This window comes from Bradyrhizobium sp. HKCCYLS3077, from assembly GCF_051167555.1.
GTDB lineage: Bacteria > Pseudomonadota > Alphaproteobacteria > Rhizobiales > Xanthobacteraceae > Bradyrhizobium.
In genome coordinates this window covers 246,806-262,712 of sequence record NZ_JBNPTH010000008.1, presented here as the reverse complement: position 1 = coordinate 262,712, position 15,907 = coordinate 246,806, and the positions used below count along the sequence as shown (strand labels likewise).

General features: G+C 67.1%; 12 protein-coding genes. 4 read left to right on the top strand and 8 right to left on the bottom strand.

Annotated elements, in window-relative coordinates; translation table 11 throughout:
* Positions 1 to 11 precede the first annotated feature (11 nt).
* Entirely contained in the window at positions 12 to 1,553 is a 1,542-nt protein-coding gene (locus ACQR0Z_RS29640; RefSeq protein ID WP_434920964.1) for an ABC transporter substrate-binding protein, read from the bottom strand.
* A gap of 91 nt (positions 1,554 to 1,644) precedes the next feature.
* Positions 1,645 to 2,889, bottom strand: coding sequence for a dienelactone hydrolase family protein (locus tag ACQR0Z_RS29635; RefSeq protein ID WP_434920963.1), 1,245 nt, complete (start codon positions 2,887 to 2,889; stop codon positions 1,645 to 1,647).
* Between the two features lie 155 nt (positions 2,890 to 3,044).
* On the opposite strand from ACQR0Z_RS29635, the gene ACQR0Z_RS29630 reads away from it, so the two are divergent.
* A complete protein-coding gene (locus ACQR0Z_RS29630) occupies positions 3,045 to 3,677 on the top strand; it encodes a helix-turn-helix domain-containing protein (protein WP_434920962.1) in 633 nt (210 codons plus the stop codon).
* 6 nt (positions 3,678 to 3,683) lie between these two features.
* Here ACQR0Z_RS29630 and ACQR0Z_RS29625 read toward each other — a convergent pair whose 3' ends face one another.
* Positions 3,684 to 5,273, bottom strand: coding sequence for a hypothetical protein (locus ACQR0Z_RS29625; protein ID WP_434920961.1), 1,590 nt, complete (start codon positions 5,271 to 5,273; stop codon positions 3,684 to 3,686).
* Positions 5,274 to 5,422: 149 nt separating this feature from the next.
* On the opposite strand from ACQR0Z_RS29625, the gene ACQR0Z_RS29620 reads away from it, so the two are divergent.
* The 3 genes from ACQR0Z_RS29620 to ACQR0Z_RS29610 are packed head-to-tail and all read left to right on the top strand — an operon-like array spanning position 5,423 to position 8,944.
* Positions 5,423 to 6,850 (top strand): UbiA family prenyltransferase, encoded by a 1,428-nt coding sequence (locus ACQR0Z_RS29620; protein ID WP_434879007.1) that lies wholly within the window; start codon positions 5,423 to 5,425, stop codon positions 6,848 to 6,850.
* Between the two features lie 9 nt (positions 6,851 to 6,859).
* A complete protein-coding gene (locus ACQR0Z_RS29615) occupies positions 6,860 to 8,194 on the top strand; it encodes an FAD-binding protein (protein WP_434920960.1) in 1,335 nt (444 codons plus the stop codon).
* A gap of 3 nt (positions 8,195 to 8,197) precedes the next feature.
* Complete coding sequence (locus tag ACQR0Z_RS29610; protein WP_434920959.1) at positions 8,198 to 8,944, top strand: SDR family oxidoreductase; 747 nt, start codon at positions 8,198 to 8,200, stop codon at positions 8,942 to 8,944.
* 380 nt (positions 8,945 to 9,324) lie between these two features.
* Here ACQR0Z_RS29610 and ACQR0Z_RS29605 read toward each other — a convergent pair whose 3' ends face one another.
* The 5 genes from ACQR0Z_RS29605 to ACQR0Z_RS29585 all read right to left on the bottom strand — a co-directional run bounded on the left by ACQR0Z_RS29605 (position 9,325) and on the right by ACQR0Z_RS29585 (position 15,869).
* The gene (locus ACQR0Z_RS29605) at positions 9,325 to 12,540 is read right to left on the bottom strand and encodes an efflux RND transporter permease subunit (protein ID WP_434920958.1); all 3,216 of its coding nucleotides are present in this window, start codon (positions 12,538 to 12,540) and stop codon (positions 9,325 to 9,327) included.
* Positions 12,533 to 13,513, bottom strand: a complete 981-nt coding sequence (gene ihpB / locus ACQR0Z_RS29600; RefSeq protein WP_434920957.1) for a divalent metal ion exporter adaptor subunit IhpB — start codon at positions 13,511 to 13,513, stop codon at positions 12,533 to 12,535. The genes ACQR0Z_RS29605 and ihpB overlap by 8 nt, the downstream gene beginning before the upstream one ends.
* Positions 13,510 to 14,778: a divalent metal ion exporter subunit IhpA gene (gene ihpA, locus ACQR0Z_RS29595; RefSeq protein WP_434920956.1), complete on the bottom strand. Its 1,269-nt coding sequence runs from the start codon at positions 14,776 to 14,778 to the stop codon at positions 13,510 to 13,512. Before ihpA ends, ihpB begins: the two co-directional genes overlap by 4 nt.
* A 58-nt stretch (positions 14,779 to 14,836) precedes the next feature.
* Entirely contained in the window at positions 14,837 to 15,193 is a 357-nt protein-coding gene (locus tag ACQR0Z_RS29590) for a hypothetical protein (RefSeq protein WP_434920955.1), read from the bottom strand.
* A gap of 97 nt (positions 15,194 to 15,290) precedes the next feature.
* Positions 15,291 to 15,869 (bottom strand): LysE family transporter, encoded by a 579-nt coding sequence (locus tag ACQR0Z_RS29585; RefSeq protein ID WP_434879014.1) that lies wholly within the window; start codon positions 15,867 to 15,869, stop codon positions 15,291 to 15,293.
* Between the last annotated feature and the right edge of the window lie 38 nt (positions 15,870 to 15,907).

Here is a 15,907-nt window from a genome sequence, read left to right as displayed (position 1 = left end):
TCAGCCTTGTTTCAACCTTGGGTCACGAGCTGCGGCAGGATCATGCCGTTGGCCTGCGGCACCACCTTCAGCCCCTTCTTGTGCACGATCGGCTGGACGTATTGCAGCAGCGGAATCACTTCGCCCTCTTCGGCAATGTATTTGTCGACCGCCTTCCAGCCGGCGATGCGCTTGGCCTCGTCCTTCTCGCCCCACAGCGGGCCGATGCGCTCGATCAAATCCTTGCCCTTCCAGGCCGAATGCGGCGACGGACCGAACATCGCAAAGCCGGTCGACGTCGTGGGATCGCCGATCGCGTTGCCCCAATTGTAGAACGCGGCCGGCGCCAGCGCGTGGCGGGCACGCAGCTCGAAATGCTGCGCGATCTCGTAGACCTCGATGTTGGCCTCGATGCCGACCTTGCGCCACATGCCGGCGATGGCCTGCACCATCTCATAGTCCTTCGGCTTGAAGCCGCGCGTGGTCTGGATGGTGAACTTGACCGGCTTCGTGGTCGAATAGCCGCTCTTGGCGAGCAGGCTCTTGGCGAGCTCCGGATCGTAGGCGACCTTGATCGACGGATCGAACGCGGCGTAGCCCGGCGCTTCCAGCGTGTCGATCGGCACGCCATAGCCGCGCAAGAGCTTCTCGACGATCGCCTTCTTGTCGATGGCGTGATTGGCGGCAAGGCGGACGTTGCGATCCAGCATCGGATCGATGTCGGTCAGGAAGATCATGCCGATGTCGGAGATCGGCTGGGTGAGACCTGCGAGGTTCGGCTTGGCCTTGAGGCGGTCGAACTCCTCGTAGGGAATCTCGAAGGTGATGTCGGAGCCGCCCGACTCGATCTCGGCGACGCGGCTGGTCGGATCAGTGACGAACTTGAACACGACGGTCTCGAACGCCGGCTTCGGCCCCCAATAGCCGGGATGCGCCTTGAGCCGCAGGAACGCGTTGCGCTCGAACGCATCGACCTTGTACGGACCCGAGCCGATCGGCGCCTTCTCGAAGCCCTCGGCGCCGACCTTCTCGTAGTAGGCCTTCGGCAGCACGTAGCCGGTCAGGAACGCCATCCACTTGAACAGCACCGGCTCGAACTCGACGACATCGGCGGTGATGGTCTGGCCGTCGATCTTGAAGTTGTTGATCTTCGACCAGACGAACTGGATCGGGTTGCCGCCCTTCGGATCGGCGGCGCGGGTCAGCGACCACACCACGTCCTCCGGCGTCACCTTCGAGCCGTCGTGCCAGGTTGCGTCGGAGCGCAACTCCATCGTGACCTTGGTGCGGTCCTCGTTCCAGCCCCACTTCGTCAGCAGGCCCGGCGTGAAGGAGAGATCAGCGGCCTGGCCGATATAGGGATCGAAGATAGCCTGGTAGATCGACTGGATGGTGGGATTGACGGCGGAGACGCCGACGGTCGGATCGAACGACGGCAGATTGACGTTGTAGGCGATGGTCAGGGTGCCCGCCGCGGCGCTGGCGGGACGCAACGGCAGGCCGGTGGCGAGCGGCAGAGCAGCCGCGCCCGCGAGCTGCAACATCGTACGACGAGAGATCTGATGGTCACGCATGGTGATGCAACTCCGAAATGTGCGAACGATGGGTGAGCGAAAGGCGGATCCGGAAACGGCGCCCCTGCCAGCGCCATTCCTTACTCGATGATCAGTGGGGCGCGCTCTCGGCCCAGCGCTTCATCAGCGTGTTCGAGGGCAAGGATTCATCGACCAGCTTCTTGGCGGTATCGATGCCCGCGACCGGCAGCTTGGAGGAATCGAGCAGGCCGATCTGCACCAGCACCGAGGCCTGATCCCAGTAGATGTGCTCGTTGTAGAGCTTGTCGCCGCGGAAGCGCACGATCGCGACCAGCGGGATCTCGACATATTTGCCGGTCGGCGGGATGCCCGGCAGCATCCAGTCGATCTCGATGTCGTGGGTGAAGCAGAACAGCATCTCGTCGACGACGCGGTCGGCGCCGATGGTGCGCGAGATCGGCACCAGCTTGGTGTCCTTTGGCGTCTTCGGAATGAAGTGGTTGGCGTAGAAGCGCAGCAGGTCCTTGTAGCCGACGCCGCCGGTCATGGTCGGGATATGGTTGACATAGGGCTCGGCGACCATGGTGCCCATCGTCGCCTCCGCCGAGCGGGTGGCGAATTCGAGCTCGGTGTGCTTATCCCACAACGACGACAGATCGTAATGCGGGCCGAGTACTTTCCTGAACAGCGCGATCGAGCGCGAATGCGCCATCAAGGTCGCGGGCTTGTCGAAGCTCGTGCGCTCCGGCGCGGCGAAGGCGTGATCGCAGCCGGGATAGAGATAGAACTCGGCGTCATCGCGGCCGGCAAAGCCGGCCTTGATCGCCTCGCGCGCCTCGGCGGGCGCGAACTTGTCGAGCTCGGCGAAGTGGAAGACGATCGGGCCCTTGATGTTCTTGGCCTCGGCGATATCGGCCTCGATGCCGACGCCATAATAGGAGACGGCACAATCGACATCGGTGCGGGCGGCCGTGAGATAGGCCAGCTTGCCGCCGAGGCAGAAGCCGAGTGCGCCGACCTTGCCCTTGCACTCGGGACGCGCGCGCAGCACCTTCAGCGCATCGGCCGTGTCCTTGATCGCGAGATTGACGTCGAAGCGCTGGTAGTAGCCGAACGCCTTGCCGAAATCCGCCTCGCCATAGCCGAGCTCGATGCCCGGCTCGAAGCGCCAGAACAGGTCCGGCGCCAGCACGACATAGCCTTCCTCGGCGTAGTAATCGGCGACGGCGCGCATCGAGGCGTTGACGCCGAAAATCTCCTGCAGGAGCACGATGCCGGGACCGGAGCCTGACGCGGGCACCGCCAGATAGCCCTTGAACGTGCCGCCATCGGCGGCGGCGATGTCGATCCACTGTCCAGCGTTCGTGCCAGCCATCGTCATGCTCCCCGGTCCTGCCAGCGTCCACAGTGACGCCGGGCCTCATGTGTTTTCTTCATTGAATTTTTAATGTAAAAATGTCGGATGTAAACAGCAGAGATTGAGCATGCGCTGCACAAGCGTTGTGCGGAGCGGCATCGGGAGATGGGAATTTGAAACGGGCGACGAATGCCGCAGCCAAGCGCAAGACGGTGACGGTCAAGGCAAAATCGGCGGCCAGCAAGGCCGGCTCACGGGCCGACAAGGGTGCTGACAGAAGCGACAGCCACGACACCAAGGGCTCCTGGCATCTCGCCCGCAGCGACGCCGAGCGGCGGCTGTCGGACTTCGAGTTCGCGCTGGAGCGGCTCGCGCAGTCCTACTATCGCTGGAAGGCGTCGTGCCTTGCCGCCGTCTGCGAGGTGCCGCTGACCGGCGACGACGTCGCCGTGCTCAACGTCGTGCGCATGGGCGACGAGCCGAAGCGGCTCGCCGAAGTCGGGCAATTGCTCAACCGCGTCGACGTGCCCAACCTGCAATATGCGACGCGCAAGCTGGTGCGCGCCGGCCTGATCGAGACCGAGGGACGCTCATCGCGCAAGGAGACCCGCTATCGCGCCACGGCGCGCGGCCGGGAGGTCACCGAGGAATACGCAGCGCTGCGCGCGGCGACGCTGCCGCCGATGTTCGACGGCGTGCCCGGCTGGATCGACAGCTGTGCAGCCACCACGGCGCAGCTCGACCAGATGGCCGGGCTCTACGGCCAGGCGACGCGGGTCGCGATTACCAAGCGGCACCAGTCGTGAGGCGTGCTAGCGCGGCTTGACGTCCGTCACCTTCCACAAGGTGCAGATCACGTCATCCCCGGCGCGTTGCGCGCTTTGCGCAACCTGCTCCGCCTGGATGCCGCGGGTCGCGCGCAGATGCGCGAACCAGGCCCGGCCCGGCGTCTCGATCACGAGGAACGGTCCGCCGCCGCGCACCACATCGTCAGTGGTGACGACCTGCGGCATCGGCAACCAGGTCTGTAGCGCCTGCAGAATGTGATAGTCGACGGCGTTGCCGCGCGAGCGCGTCGGATAGGTCGTGACCACGTCCCAATCCAGCGGAAAGCGATAGGCCTCGCGATGCGCGGCATAGGCGGCGCGCGGCAGGAAGACATGCGGCGAGTCGGTGATGACCGGCCACTCGCCTGTGACATAGGCGGCTTCGAAGGGGGTGCCGGCCGCATCCGTACAGACGGGGTCGCCGTGAGCCGGATGCGCGACGTGAGCGGCAACGTTGCGCAGCACCAGCGCCGAGATGATCAGCCCCCCTCCGACGACGAGCGCGCGACGGCGCTCCGCGACTGCGAGCAGCCGCTGTGCAAATGCGGTCATCAGGATGGAGGTGACGATCAGCTGCGGAATGAAGAAGCGCGGCACGAAGATCGGGAATCCGATCAGCGAGACGATCCAGGCTGCGAGCGCGAACGCGGTGAACCCGGTCGCCAGGAGCAACATGTAGCGCGTGGATTGCCGATCGTCGCCGGAGATCATCTCGCCGCGCCATCGCGGCTGCTGGCTCCAGTCGGCCACGCTCGTCAGCAGCAGCCACAGCAACGCGGCGACACAGATCCACAACATCAGTTGCGAGGAGAACAACGTCTCGGCGAGTTCGGACCAGCCCGGCTGTGTGATCCAGCCATAGGGGCTCGCGACCTTGAGCTGCTCGCGCAGGACCGGGAGCCATGCGAGCACCGCCAACACGGAAGGCGCAGTCGCGATCAGGATCCGGCGCAGCACGCCCTTCTCGCAGAGAGCACTGAGCCAGCCGGCCAACGCGATGCAGCCGACATAGGCGATGCCGAAGGTGTGTGACGACGTCAGGGCCAGGAACGCAAGTGCGAGCAGCCCCGTCTCGCGCAGCCGGCCGCGCTCGATGGCGGCCTGCTGCGCCAGCGCGGCGCCAGCCGCCGCGGCGAAATAGGTCGCATAGGTCCGGAACTCGAACGCAGCGAACAGCAGGTTCTCGTTCAAGGTGAGGAGAACGAACAGAGCAGCCCAGCACGCGGCCGCCGACGCCACGCGCCTGCCGAGATGCCACAGCGCGGCAAGACCTGCCGCCACCAGCGCGAGGTTGAGCAGCTTCAGGACAGCGACGGCCGAGATGGAGCCGGGAAGCAGCCGCGCCAGCAGCCACGCGCCGGTGAGGTACAGCGGCGGATTGCCGTCGATGCCGAGCGCTATACCGCCCCACAGCTTGCGCAGGCTGTCGGCCTGCAAAAGATGCATCGTGAGCAGCTCGTCGGCCCACAAGAGATCGTTAACCGAACGGAACGCAAACGCCGCGAAGATGCCAAGACCCAGCAGCACGCCGGCGCCGTTCAGGAATTTGGAAGCTGGAGGGGCGGTCGATGTCATGAATGACGCTGCTGCTGCGGCATCCATGACCCAAATTCCTTAGCACCGGCTTTCGGCGCGGGCTTTCCACCAGCGGTCGCCCCGCACCGGTTCACACGATCTTAGGGAAGCGCGCTGCACAATGCACGCGGCGCCAGCAGCGGTGAGACATGTCCCTTCCCTTCCCAGACGCGAGCGATCCGGGTCACGCCGGCACTCAACGCGAACCGCGCCCGCGCGCAGGCCGGCCGCTGGTCGTCGATGTCGACGATGTGCTGCTGCAGACAAGCCTGTCGAGCGAGGCCGTCTGGTCCGAGATCGCGCACCGTCCCGCCGCCATCATCACGCTCGCCGCCGCGCTGCTGCGCGGCCCTGCCGAGCTGAAGCGGCGCCTGTCGACCTCGGCGCATTTCGATCCTGCCCGCCTCGCCTACAACACTGACACTGTCGGCATGATGCTGCAGGTTCTCGGCGAGGGACGACCGGTCTATCTCGCCTCGGATCACTATGACGGTGCGCTGGTCAGCGCGATCGCGCAACACCTCGGCGTATTCACCGCGTGGTCGGCCTCCGAGACCGGCGTGCGGCTCGATCCGGAGGTGCTCGGCCTGCTGCAATCCTGGAGCCAGGGCTTCGACTATCTCGGCCATGACAGCGAGGCGTTGCCGGCCGGCGCGACACGGCTTCCGCGCCGCACAGCGGACGCATCGACCGTCGCGGCGACGCAGCCCGCGGGCTGGCGCGTCTGGGCGAAGCTGCTGCGCGTGCACCAATGGGCCAAGAACGCGCTGGTGCTGGTGCCATTGCTGACGGCGCATCAGTTCGGATTCTGGCCGGTCGCGACCGCGCTCCTGGCAGCCGTCGCCTTCTCGCTCGGCGCGTCAGCGGCCTACATCCTCAACGATCTCGTCGACGTCACCGCCGACCGCGCGCATGCGACCAAGCGCAACCGGCCGATCGCAAGCGGCGCCATCGCCCCGGCGCAGGCCATTGCCGCGATGGCGCTGCTGCTCGTCACCGCGCTGGCGCTCGCGACAGCCATCTCCCTGCCGTTTCTCGGCATGCTCGTCTTCTATCTTGCGCTCACGACCGCCTATTCGTTCCGTCTGAAGCGCATCGCGCTGGTCGACGTCGTGACGCTTGCCGTGCTGTACACGCTTCGCGTCATCGCCGGCGCCGTCGCGATCGGCGTGGCGATGTCGGAATGGCTGTTCGCGTTCTCGCTGTTCATGTTCATGGCGCTGGCGCTGGTGAAACGCTATGTCGAACTCGATCGCCGCAGCGGCGGCGACAAGCCGATGTCGCGCGACTATCAGCCCAACGATCTGTCGATGATCGCCGTGCTGGCGGCCGCCGCAGGCTTCAATGCCGTCGTGATCTTCACGCTCTACATCTCCTCCGATACGGTTCGCGCGCTCTACAGCCACCCACAGATCATGTGGGCCGGTTGCCCGGTGCTGATGTATTGGATGGCGCGGGTGATGCTGTTCGCCCAGCGCGGGCTGATCGACGACGATCCCGTGATCTTCGCGCTGAAGGACCGCGTCAGCTGGCTCGCGCTCGGCACGATCGGCGCGATCATGCTGGCGGCGATGTAACACGCGGTCATGAGCGATCTCGCCGGCTGGGGCAATTATCCGCGGCTGCCGAGCGAGCAGCTCACGCCGCTGCGCTCCGGCACCATTCCGCCATTGCTCGCAAGCCGCACCGGGCTGATCGCTCGCGGCCAGGGGCGCGCCTATGGCGATGCGGCGATCGGCATGGCCGCGACGCTCTCAACGGGCGGCCTGAGCCGGATGCGCCGGTTCGATCCCGACAGCGGCGAACTGACGGTCGAAGCCGGCGTGACCATTGCCGACATTCTCACGACCTTCGTGCCGCGCGGCTTCTTTCTGAAGGTCGTGCCCGGCACGAAATTCGTCAGCGTCGGCGGCGCCATCGCGGCCGACGTGCACGGCAAGAACCATCATCGCGACGGCGGCTTCGGCGACCATGTCGTCGCTCTCCGGCTGATGTTGCCGAGCGGAGAGAGCGTCACCTGCTCGCGGCACCTCAACGCCGAGCTGTTCCACGCCACGGTCGGCGGCATGGGTCTCACCGGGATCATCACCGAGGCGACGCTGACCCTGATGCCGATCGAGACCGGCTGGCTGGTGCAGGAGACGCATGTCGCTGATGATCTCGAGGCCGCCATGGCGGCGCTCGAGGCGACGGCGTCGCACACCTATTCGGTGGCATGGATCGACTGCCTGGCGCGGGGCGCCGCGCTGGGGCGTTCGCTGATCTACGCCGCCGATCATGCCGGTCTCGCCGACAAGGATCGCTTCGCACCGGCACGCGATCCGTTCCCGCCGCAACGACGCCCCGGTCCGTCGATGCCGTCCTTCACGCCGGGCTTCGCGCTCAACCCGCTGTCGGTGCGCGCCTTCAATGCCCTGTACTTCAAGCACGGCGCCAGGCATGCAGCGACGCCACGGCTGGTGCACTGGGATCCCTATTTCTTCCCGCTCGATGCGATCGGCCATTGGAATCGCATCTATGGCGTCCGCGGCTTCCTGCAGCATCAATGCGTGATCCCGGCGCACAACGCCCGCAGCGTGCTCGCTGAGATCCTCGACCGCGTCGCGCGACGCGGCAGCGCCTCGGTGCTCGCCGTGCTCAAGCAGCTCGGCGACAGCCACGGCCTGATGTCGTTTCCGCTGCGCGGCTATACGCTGGCGATGGATTTTCCGATCCAGGACTCGCTGTTCGACTTTCTCGATGAGCTCGATGCGTTCGTCAGCGCAGCCGGCGGCCGCATCTACCTCGCCAAGGACGCGCGCCAGTCGCGCGCAACGTTCATGGCCGGCTATACCGGGCTCGATCGCCTGCGCGACATCCGCCGCCAGATCGGCGCCACCGACAAGCTCGTCTCTCACCTCTCCGCCCGATTGGGATTCTGAGTCATGACCAACGCGAAATCCGTACTCGTGATCGGCGGCAGCTCCGATATCGGCCATGCCACCGCGCTGCGCTACGCGGAGCGCGGCTGGCAGGTCGCGCTCGCCGCCCGCGACACATCCACTGCGCAGCGCAATGCCGACGACATCAAGGCGCGCACCGGGAGTGATGTCACGGTCCATGCGCTCGACGTGCTCGACAGCGCGCGGCTCACGGGTTTCGTCGACGATCTGCCGGCGCTGCCGGCCACCGTCGTCTCGATGATCGGCGAACTCGGCGACCAGGCGCGCGCGGAACGCGAGATCGAACACGCCGCGATGATCATGCGCACCAATTTCGAAGCGCCGGCGCTGCTGCTCGGCCTGTTCGCCAATGCCTTCGCGGCGCGCGGCTCCGGCACGATCGTCGGCGTCAGCTCGGTGGCCGGCGATCGCGGTCGCGGCTCGAACTACGTCTACGGCGCTGCCAAGGCCGGCTTCTCGCAATTCCTGTCGGGCCTGCGCAACCGCATGGCGCTCGCCGGCAAGGTGCGCGTCGTCACGGTGAAGCCCGGCTTCGTGCGCACGCGAATGACCGCGCATCTCAAGCTTCCGGCGCCGCTGACGGTGACCGCGGCGCGCGTCGCCGCCGACATCTACGCGGCCGCGGAGGAGAGCCCGCGCGACGTGATCTATGTCGGGCGCAGGTTCTGGCTGGTGATGACGATCATCAAGCTGATTCCGGAGGCGGTGTTCAAACGGCTGAAGCTTTAGCCTTCGCGGCCGAAGGCGACTCCTGTCCGTCCGCCTCATGTCCGCCGCGGCGTATGGGTCCCGGCTCAAGGCCGGGACGACATCGTGGGCGGGGCGCCAGGCTCGCCCTCCATACTCCGCCGTCGTCCCGGCGAACGCCGGGGCCCATACAGCGGACACTATCGAGGAACGTTGCTGTGAGTTGGGCTATTCGCTGAGCGCATGATTTGAGAGCTAGGGCGACGTCATCCCCCTTTCCCATGGCAATCGCAGATGACGATCGCAGTTTGTGTTTGTTTCTCTCCTCGTCGTCATGGCTGGGCTTGTCCCGGCCATCCACGTCGTCCGGCATGCTGAGAACCACGTGGATGCCCGGGACAAGCCCGGGCATGACGGAGTGACTATTCGGCAGCATCGCTCGCCGGCTCAGATCCATAGCCTCCTATGCGATGTCCCTGCCGCTCCTCCCTTCTGAACAGCACATACAACGCCGGCAGCACCAGCAAGGTCAGGACCGTCGACGAGATGATGCCGCCGATGACGACGGTGGCGAGCGGGCGCTGCACCTCGGCGCCGGCGCCGGTGGCGAGGGCCATCGGCACGAAGCCGAGCGAGGCGACGAGCGCCGTCATCAGCACCGGGCGCAGCCGCGCCAGCGCGCCCTCCTCTACGGCCGCGAGCACGCTGCGGCCCTCCTGGCGCAATCGTTCGATAAAGGCGATGATGACGAGGCCGTTGAGCACGGCTACGCCGGATAGCGCGATGAAACCGACGCCTGCGGAGATCGACAAGGGCAGCCCGCGCAGCAGCAGTGCGGCGATGCCGCCCGTGAGCGCCAGCGGCACGCCGGAGAACACCAGGGCGGCATCGGCCAGCGAGCCCATGCTCATGAACAGCAGCAGCAGCACCAGTGCGAGTGCGATCGGCACCACGATTGTGAGCCGCTTGGTCGCGGACACCAGTTGCTCGAACTGCCCGCCCCAGCCGATCCAGTAGCCCGGCGGCAGCTTCACCTTCTCGGCAACGGCTACCTGCGCCTCGGTCACGAACGAGCCGAGATCGCGCGCGCGAACGTTGGCCGACACGACGATGCGCCGCTTGCCGTTCTCGCGGCTGACCTGGTTCGGGCCCGGCGCCGATGCCACGTTTGCCACCGAGGACAGCGGCACATAGCGCGGCTGGGCCGCGGCGCTGAAGGCGGTGCGCAGCGGCGCGGCCCCCGCGTCCTCGCCTGCGGGCAAGGGAATCGGGATGGCTCTGATGGCATCGAGATTGCCGCGCAGGCGTTCCGGCAGGCGAACGACGATGTCGAAGCGGCGGTCACCCTCGAACAATTGCCCGGTGGCCTTACCGCCGATGGCGATCTCGACCACGTTCTGCACCTCGGCAACGCTGAGACCGTAGCGCGAAAGCGCCTGGCGATCGATCTTGACGGTCAGGATCGGCAGGCCCGCGACCTGTTCAGTCTTGACGTCGGTCGCGCCGTTGATGCCGCGGATGACGGCCTCCACCTGGCGCGCCGCGCCCTGCAGGATGTCGAGATCGTCGCCGAAGATCTTGATGCCGACGTCGCTGCGTACGCCGGAGATCAGCTCGTTGAAACGCAACTGGATCGGCTGCGAGATCTCGTAGTTGCTGCCGGGGATCTCGTCCGCGGCGGCTTCGATCTCCGCCACCAGTGTCGCCTTGTCCTTGGCCGGATCGGGCCACTCCGCGCGCGGCTTCAGCATGATGTAGCCGTCGCCCTGCGACGGCGCCATCGGATCGGTGGCGACCTCCGCGGTGCCGATGCGGGTGAAGACGTCCTTCACCTCTGGGATTCGCTTCAGCCTCGCATCGAGCGCCTTCTGCAGATCGACCGACAGCGTGAGACTGGTGCCGGGAATCCGCAGCGCCGCCAGCGCCACGTCGCCCTCGTCGAGGCTCGGAATGAACTCGCCGCCCATGCGTGTCGCCGCGACGCCGCTGGCCGCGACGATCACCACGGCTGCGATGGCGACGGCGGCGCGATGGACGATGACGGCGCGCAGCAGCGGCGCATACACGCGCCGGGCGCCGCGCATCACCAGGTTCTCCTGCTCCGACACCTTGCCGGTGACGAAGATGGCGACCGCGGCCGGCACGAAGGTGACGGAGAACAGCACGGCAGCGCCGAGCGCCATCAGCACCGTCAGCGCCATCGGCGTGAACATCTTGCCTTCGACGCCCGTCAGCGTGAGCACGGGCAGATAGACGACCGCAATGATCAGCGTGCCGAACAGGCTCGGGCCGATCACCTCGCGGGCGCCGCTGACGATGGTCTGCAGCCGCTCGGAGGTCGTGAGCAGGCCGCCCTTGCGGTGCTGCGCCTGGGCGAGCAAGCGCAGGCAGTTCTCGACGATGATCACGGCGCCGTCGACGATGATGCCGAAATCGATCGCGCCCAGGCTCATGAGATTGGCGCTGACCTTGCTCTCGACCATGCCGGTGACGGTCATCGCCATCGACAGCGGGATGATGCAGGCGGTCACCAGCGCTGCCCGGATGTTGCCGAGCAGCAGGAACAGCACGACGACGACGAGCGCTGCGCCTTCGAGCAGGTTTGTCTCGACGGTGCGGATCGTCGCCTCGACCAGATGGGTGCGATCATAGAGCGTGCGCGTGATCACGCCCTCGGGCAACGACCTCGCGATCTCATCGAGCCGTGCGGCGACGCGGCGCGCGACGGCGCGGCTGTTCTCACCGATCAGCAGCATCGCGGTGCCGAGGATGGTCTCCTCGCCGTTGAGCGTCGCCGCACCCGTGCGCAGGTCGCGTCCCTCCATCACCTCGGCGACGTCGCCGATGCGCACCGGCGTGCCGCCGCGGGCGCCGATCACGATGTCCTTCAGCTCGGCGGCGCTGCCGACCTGGCCGGGCGCGCGGACCAGATACTGCTCGCCATTGCGCTCGATGTAGCCGGCGCCGACATTGGCGTTGTTCGATGCCAGCGCCGCGATGACGTCGCGAAAACTGATCTTGTAGGCCATGAGCCGGCCGGGATCCGGCAGCACGTGGAACTGGCGCTCGAAGCCGCCGATGGTGTTGACCTCGATGACGCCGGCCACGCCGCGCAGCTGCGGGCGGATGATCCAGTCCTGGATGGTGCGAAGATCGGTCGGCGAGTAATCGGCGCCTTCAGCATTCTTGGCGCCGGGCTTGGCCTCGATCGCATACATGAAGATCTCGCCGAGCCCGGTCGACAGCGGCCCCATCGCCACCTCCACGCCGGGCGGCAGCTGATCCTTGACCTGCTGGATGCGCTCGTTGACGAGCTGGCGGGCGAAGTAGATGTCGGTGCCGTCCTGGAACACGACGGTGACCTGGCTCAGCCCGTAGCGCGACAGCGAGCGGGTGTAGTCGAGCTTCGGCAGCCCGCCCATCGCGGTCTCGACCGGGAAGGTGATACGCTGCTCGGTCTCGAGCGGCGAATAGCCCGGCGCCTTGGTGTTGATCTGCACCTGGACGTTGGTGATATCGGGCACGGCGTCGATCGGCAGCCGGGTGAAATTCCAGGCGCCGAAGCCGGCCGCGCCGAGTGATACGAGCAGCACCAGCCAGCGCTGGCGCACGGCTAAGGCGAGGATGGTGTCAATCATGCTCGGCCTCCCCCTTGCCCATCTCGGCCTTCACGACGAAGCTGTTCTCGGCGACGTAGTGCTCGCCTGGGGAGAGGCCGTCGCGGATCTCGACATGGGTGGGATCGGATTCGCCAAGCGCGACGGGCCGCGCCTCGATCTTGTCGCCCTCCTCGCGGACGAACACGACGGTCTTGTTCTCCAGGGTCTGGATCGCACTGGCGCGCACCGCGACCGCGACGCTGCGCTTGGCGAGCACCAGCCGTGCGGTGACGAACAGGCCGGGGCGCAAGCGACCATCGGCATTCGGCAGCACGACGCGCGCCAGCGCGGTCTGGGTCTCGCTGGCGCCGACCGGGGCGATGTAGGAGATGTTGCCCTTGATGGCGCCGCGGCCGTCATCGGGATCGATCAGCACCTCGTCGTCGAGACGGACGCGCCGCAGATCCTGGCGATAGATCGAGAGGTCGACCCAGATGGTCGAGAGGTCCGCGACCACGAAGGCCGGCTTCTGTTCGGAGGCGTATTCGCCGAGCGAGATCTGGCGATCGATGATGGTGCCTCCGATCGGCGCCTTCAAGTCATAGGCGGTCAGGCTCTGGTTGCTTTCGATCACGGCGAGAAGTTCGTCCTTGGCCACGGTGTCGCCGATGCGCTTCCTGATAGCGCGGACGATGCCGGGGAAGCGCGGCGTCACCTGCACCAGCGCCTCCTGGTTGGCGCGCAGCACGCCGTTGAATGCGAGCGTGTCGGAGAGCGTCGCCGGTCCGGCTTCGGCCAGCGTCACGCCGGCGGCGGCGAGCTTGACGTCGCTGATGCGGATGCGGTCGGCGCCGTGCTCGTCCTGTTCGACATGGTCCTTGGGCTTCTCCGCGTGATCGGCATGGCCGACCGTCGCCTCGGTGTGCGGCGATGCGTGGCCCAAGAAGCGCGCAGCGCCGGCGCCGCTGGCGGCGGCGAGGATCGCGATCAATATGGCGGTGGACGTCTTCATCGCGCGGTCTCCCGGACCAGAGTGAAGGGGCGGCCGACCAGGCCCTCGATGGTCGCCACCGCGACGTGGATGTTCTGCAGCGCCTCCTGCTCGCGCAGCCGCGCCTGGGCGACGCTGCCTTGCGCGTCCAGCACTTCGAGCAGCGAGAAGCGCCCGGCGCTGTAGCCCTGCGCGATCTCGTCCGCCGCCTCCTGCGCCCGGGGGATCGCGATCTCACGCAGTACGGCGAGCTCGCGCAGCGAGCCCTGCAGCGAGTCATAGGCACGGCCGGCGATCACCAGCAGCGCATTGCGGTTGGCCTTGCGCTCGGCCTCAGTCTTGGCGAGGCTTTCCTGCGCGGAGAGGATGTTGCCCTGGTTCTGGTCGAACACCGGGATCGGCACGCTGACGCTGAGCCTGACCGCATCGTCCTGGGTGTCGTTGAAGTGGCGCCAGCCGGCGCCGACGCGGACGTCGGGATAGGGCTTGAGCCGGGCGAGCAGCAGCTCGGCATTGCGCTGCGCGTAGACGGCCGTCCATCGCGTCAGCTGCGGATTGGCATCGATCGCGGCGACGACGGTCTGGAATGCAGGCGGCTGGCCGGTCGTCTCGAAGCGGCCGGTGACGGTGGGGAGCTTGGCCAGACTGTCGCCGATGAGCACGGCGAGTTCGCGGCGCGCGCTCGCCAATGTCGCCTTGACGCGCTCGCGGTCGGCGCGGACCAGCGCGGAGGCGACCTCGGCGCGGCCGGTCTCCGCCGGCGACGACGCGCCGGCCTCGACCCGACGGCGCAGCAGCGGCGTCAGGCGGTCGAGCGCCGCGACCTGGTCGTCGAGGATCTGGATGCGGCGCTGCGTGGCGAGCACGGTGACGAAGGCGATCGCCGTCTCCGACAGCACTTCCAGCCGCACCGCCTGGCGCTGGATCTCGGCGACGCGCACGCCCGCCTGGCCTGCGGCGATACGCGCATCGCGCTTGCCGAACCACTCGAACGCCTGGCTGATCTGCAAGGTCGTCTCGGCCGAGCGCGTGCCGCGATATGCGCCCGAGCCAAGCGAATTGTCCTGCTCGTAGGACAGTTCGGGATTGATCAACGCCCCCGCCTGCAGCCGCTGGCCGGAGGCGATGCCGATGTCGCGATCGGCCGCAGACAGCCGTGGATTGGCAGCGAGCGCGCGCGACAACGCCTCGCGCAAGGTCAGCGTCTGCGCGGCTGTCGCCTGCGCTGAGACGGCGAGCAGGGTCGCGGCGCAGAGCGCGCGCGCAACCATCCCGGGGAATGGCATCAAAGCAACCTGTCTGGACGAGCAAGGATGGACGGCGTCAGCCGTCCGGCACGCGGCGTCAGATCAGGTGTCTTGGCGGCGGAGAATCGCGCTCGGAGAGGACGCCGGCGCGAAGCAGCGGACTGGCCCAGTCGGTGGCCGCGACGATATCGACCGGAACGGCCGCGAGTTGGAGCTGCGGCATGGCGACAGAGAAGCAGCCATGGCAATGGTGATCGGCAATCCCGCGCTGATCGGCATGACCGGCCTTGTCGAGCAGCGATGCGATCTCCGGCTTGCCGGCGGAGGGATGCGCGACGTCGATGTCGCAGGCGCCATGCAGCGCGCCCGCCAGCAGATAGGCCAGCAGCACGCACAGCGACGCGATCCGGCGCAAGAAGCGCGGGCGCGTCGTGACATATCGCGGGCCGACCAACTGCAAAAATCATCCCCTGTATCGGGCGCGGATAGCACGCAGCCGGGATGTTGTCGATCAGCAACAATGTAACAAACGGAACCGCATCGCTGTCGCGCTAGGCGATCGCCGGCGCGAGGATCACGCAGGCGAGCAGCATCAACGCGGCGGCGCTGCAGCGATAGCCGACCGCAGCCGGCAAGAGACCTCCCAGGCCGCGGCGGAGCGTCGCGCCGAGCAGGATCCAGCCTGCCCCGATCAGCATCGTCGAAAGGCCGAGCGCAACGATGAAGGGCAGCAGGGTTGCGGCATCGCCCTGCGCCGGCAGCAGCGTGAAGGCGAAAATGATCGCCTTGGGATTGAACAGCGTGGTGATGAAGACGCGACCGGCTGTGACCGGCGGGGCATGGCGGGCGGCCACGCCGCCATGCCGCCAGAGCGCCGCGGCGAGGTGCAGCAGATAGAGCACGACCACGACGCGCAGGGCATCGCCCACGAGCGGATGGAGGGCGAGAACGGGACCGAGCAAGCCGCGCAGGACCAGAATCGCGAGCAGATAGCCGGCGATCTCCGCCAGCAGCAGGTGAACGGAGCCGCGGGCGCCGCGGCTCGCGCCTGACGTGGCTAGCAGGGTGTTGGTCGGGCCGGGCGTCGCGAGCAGCGCGGCAGCGGCGAGAGCGAAGGTCAGCAATTCCATGCGCCGACTGACCACGCGGGCCACGTCCCCGCCTTGAC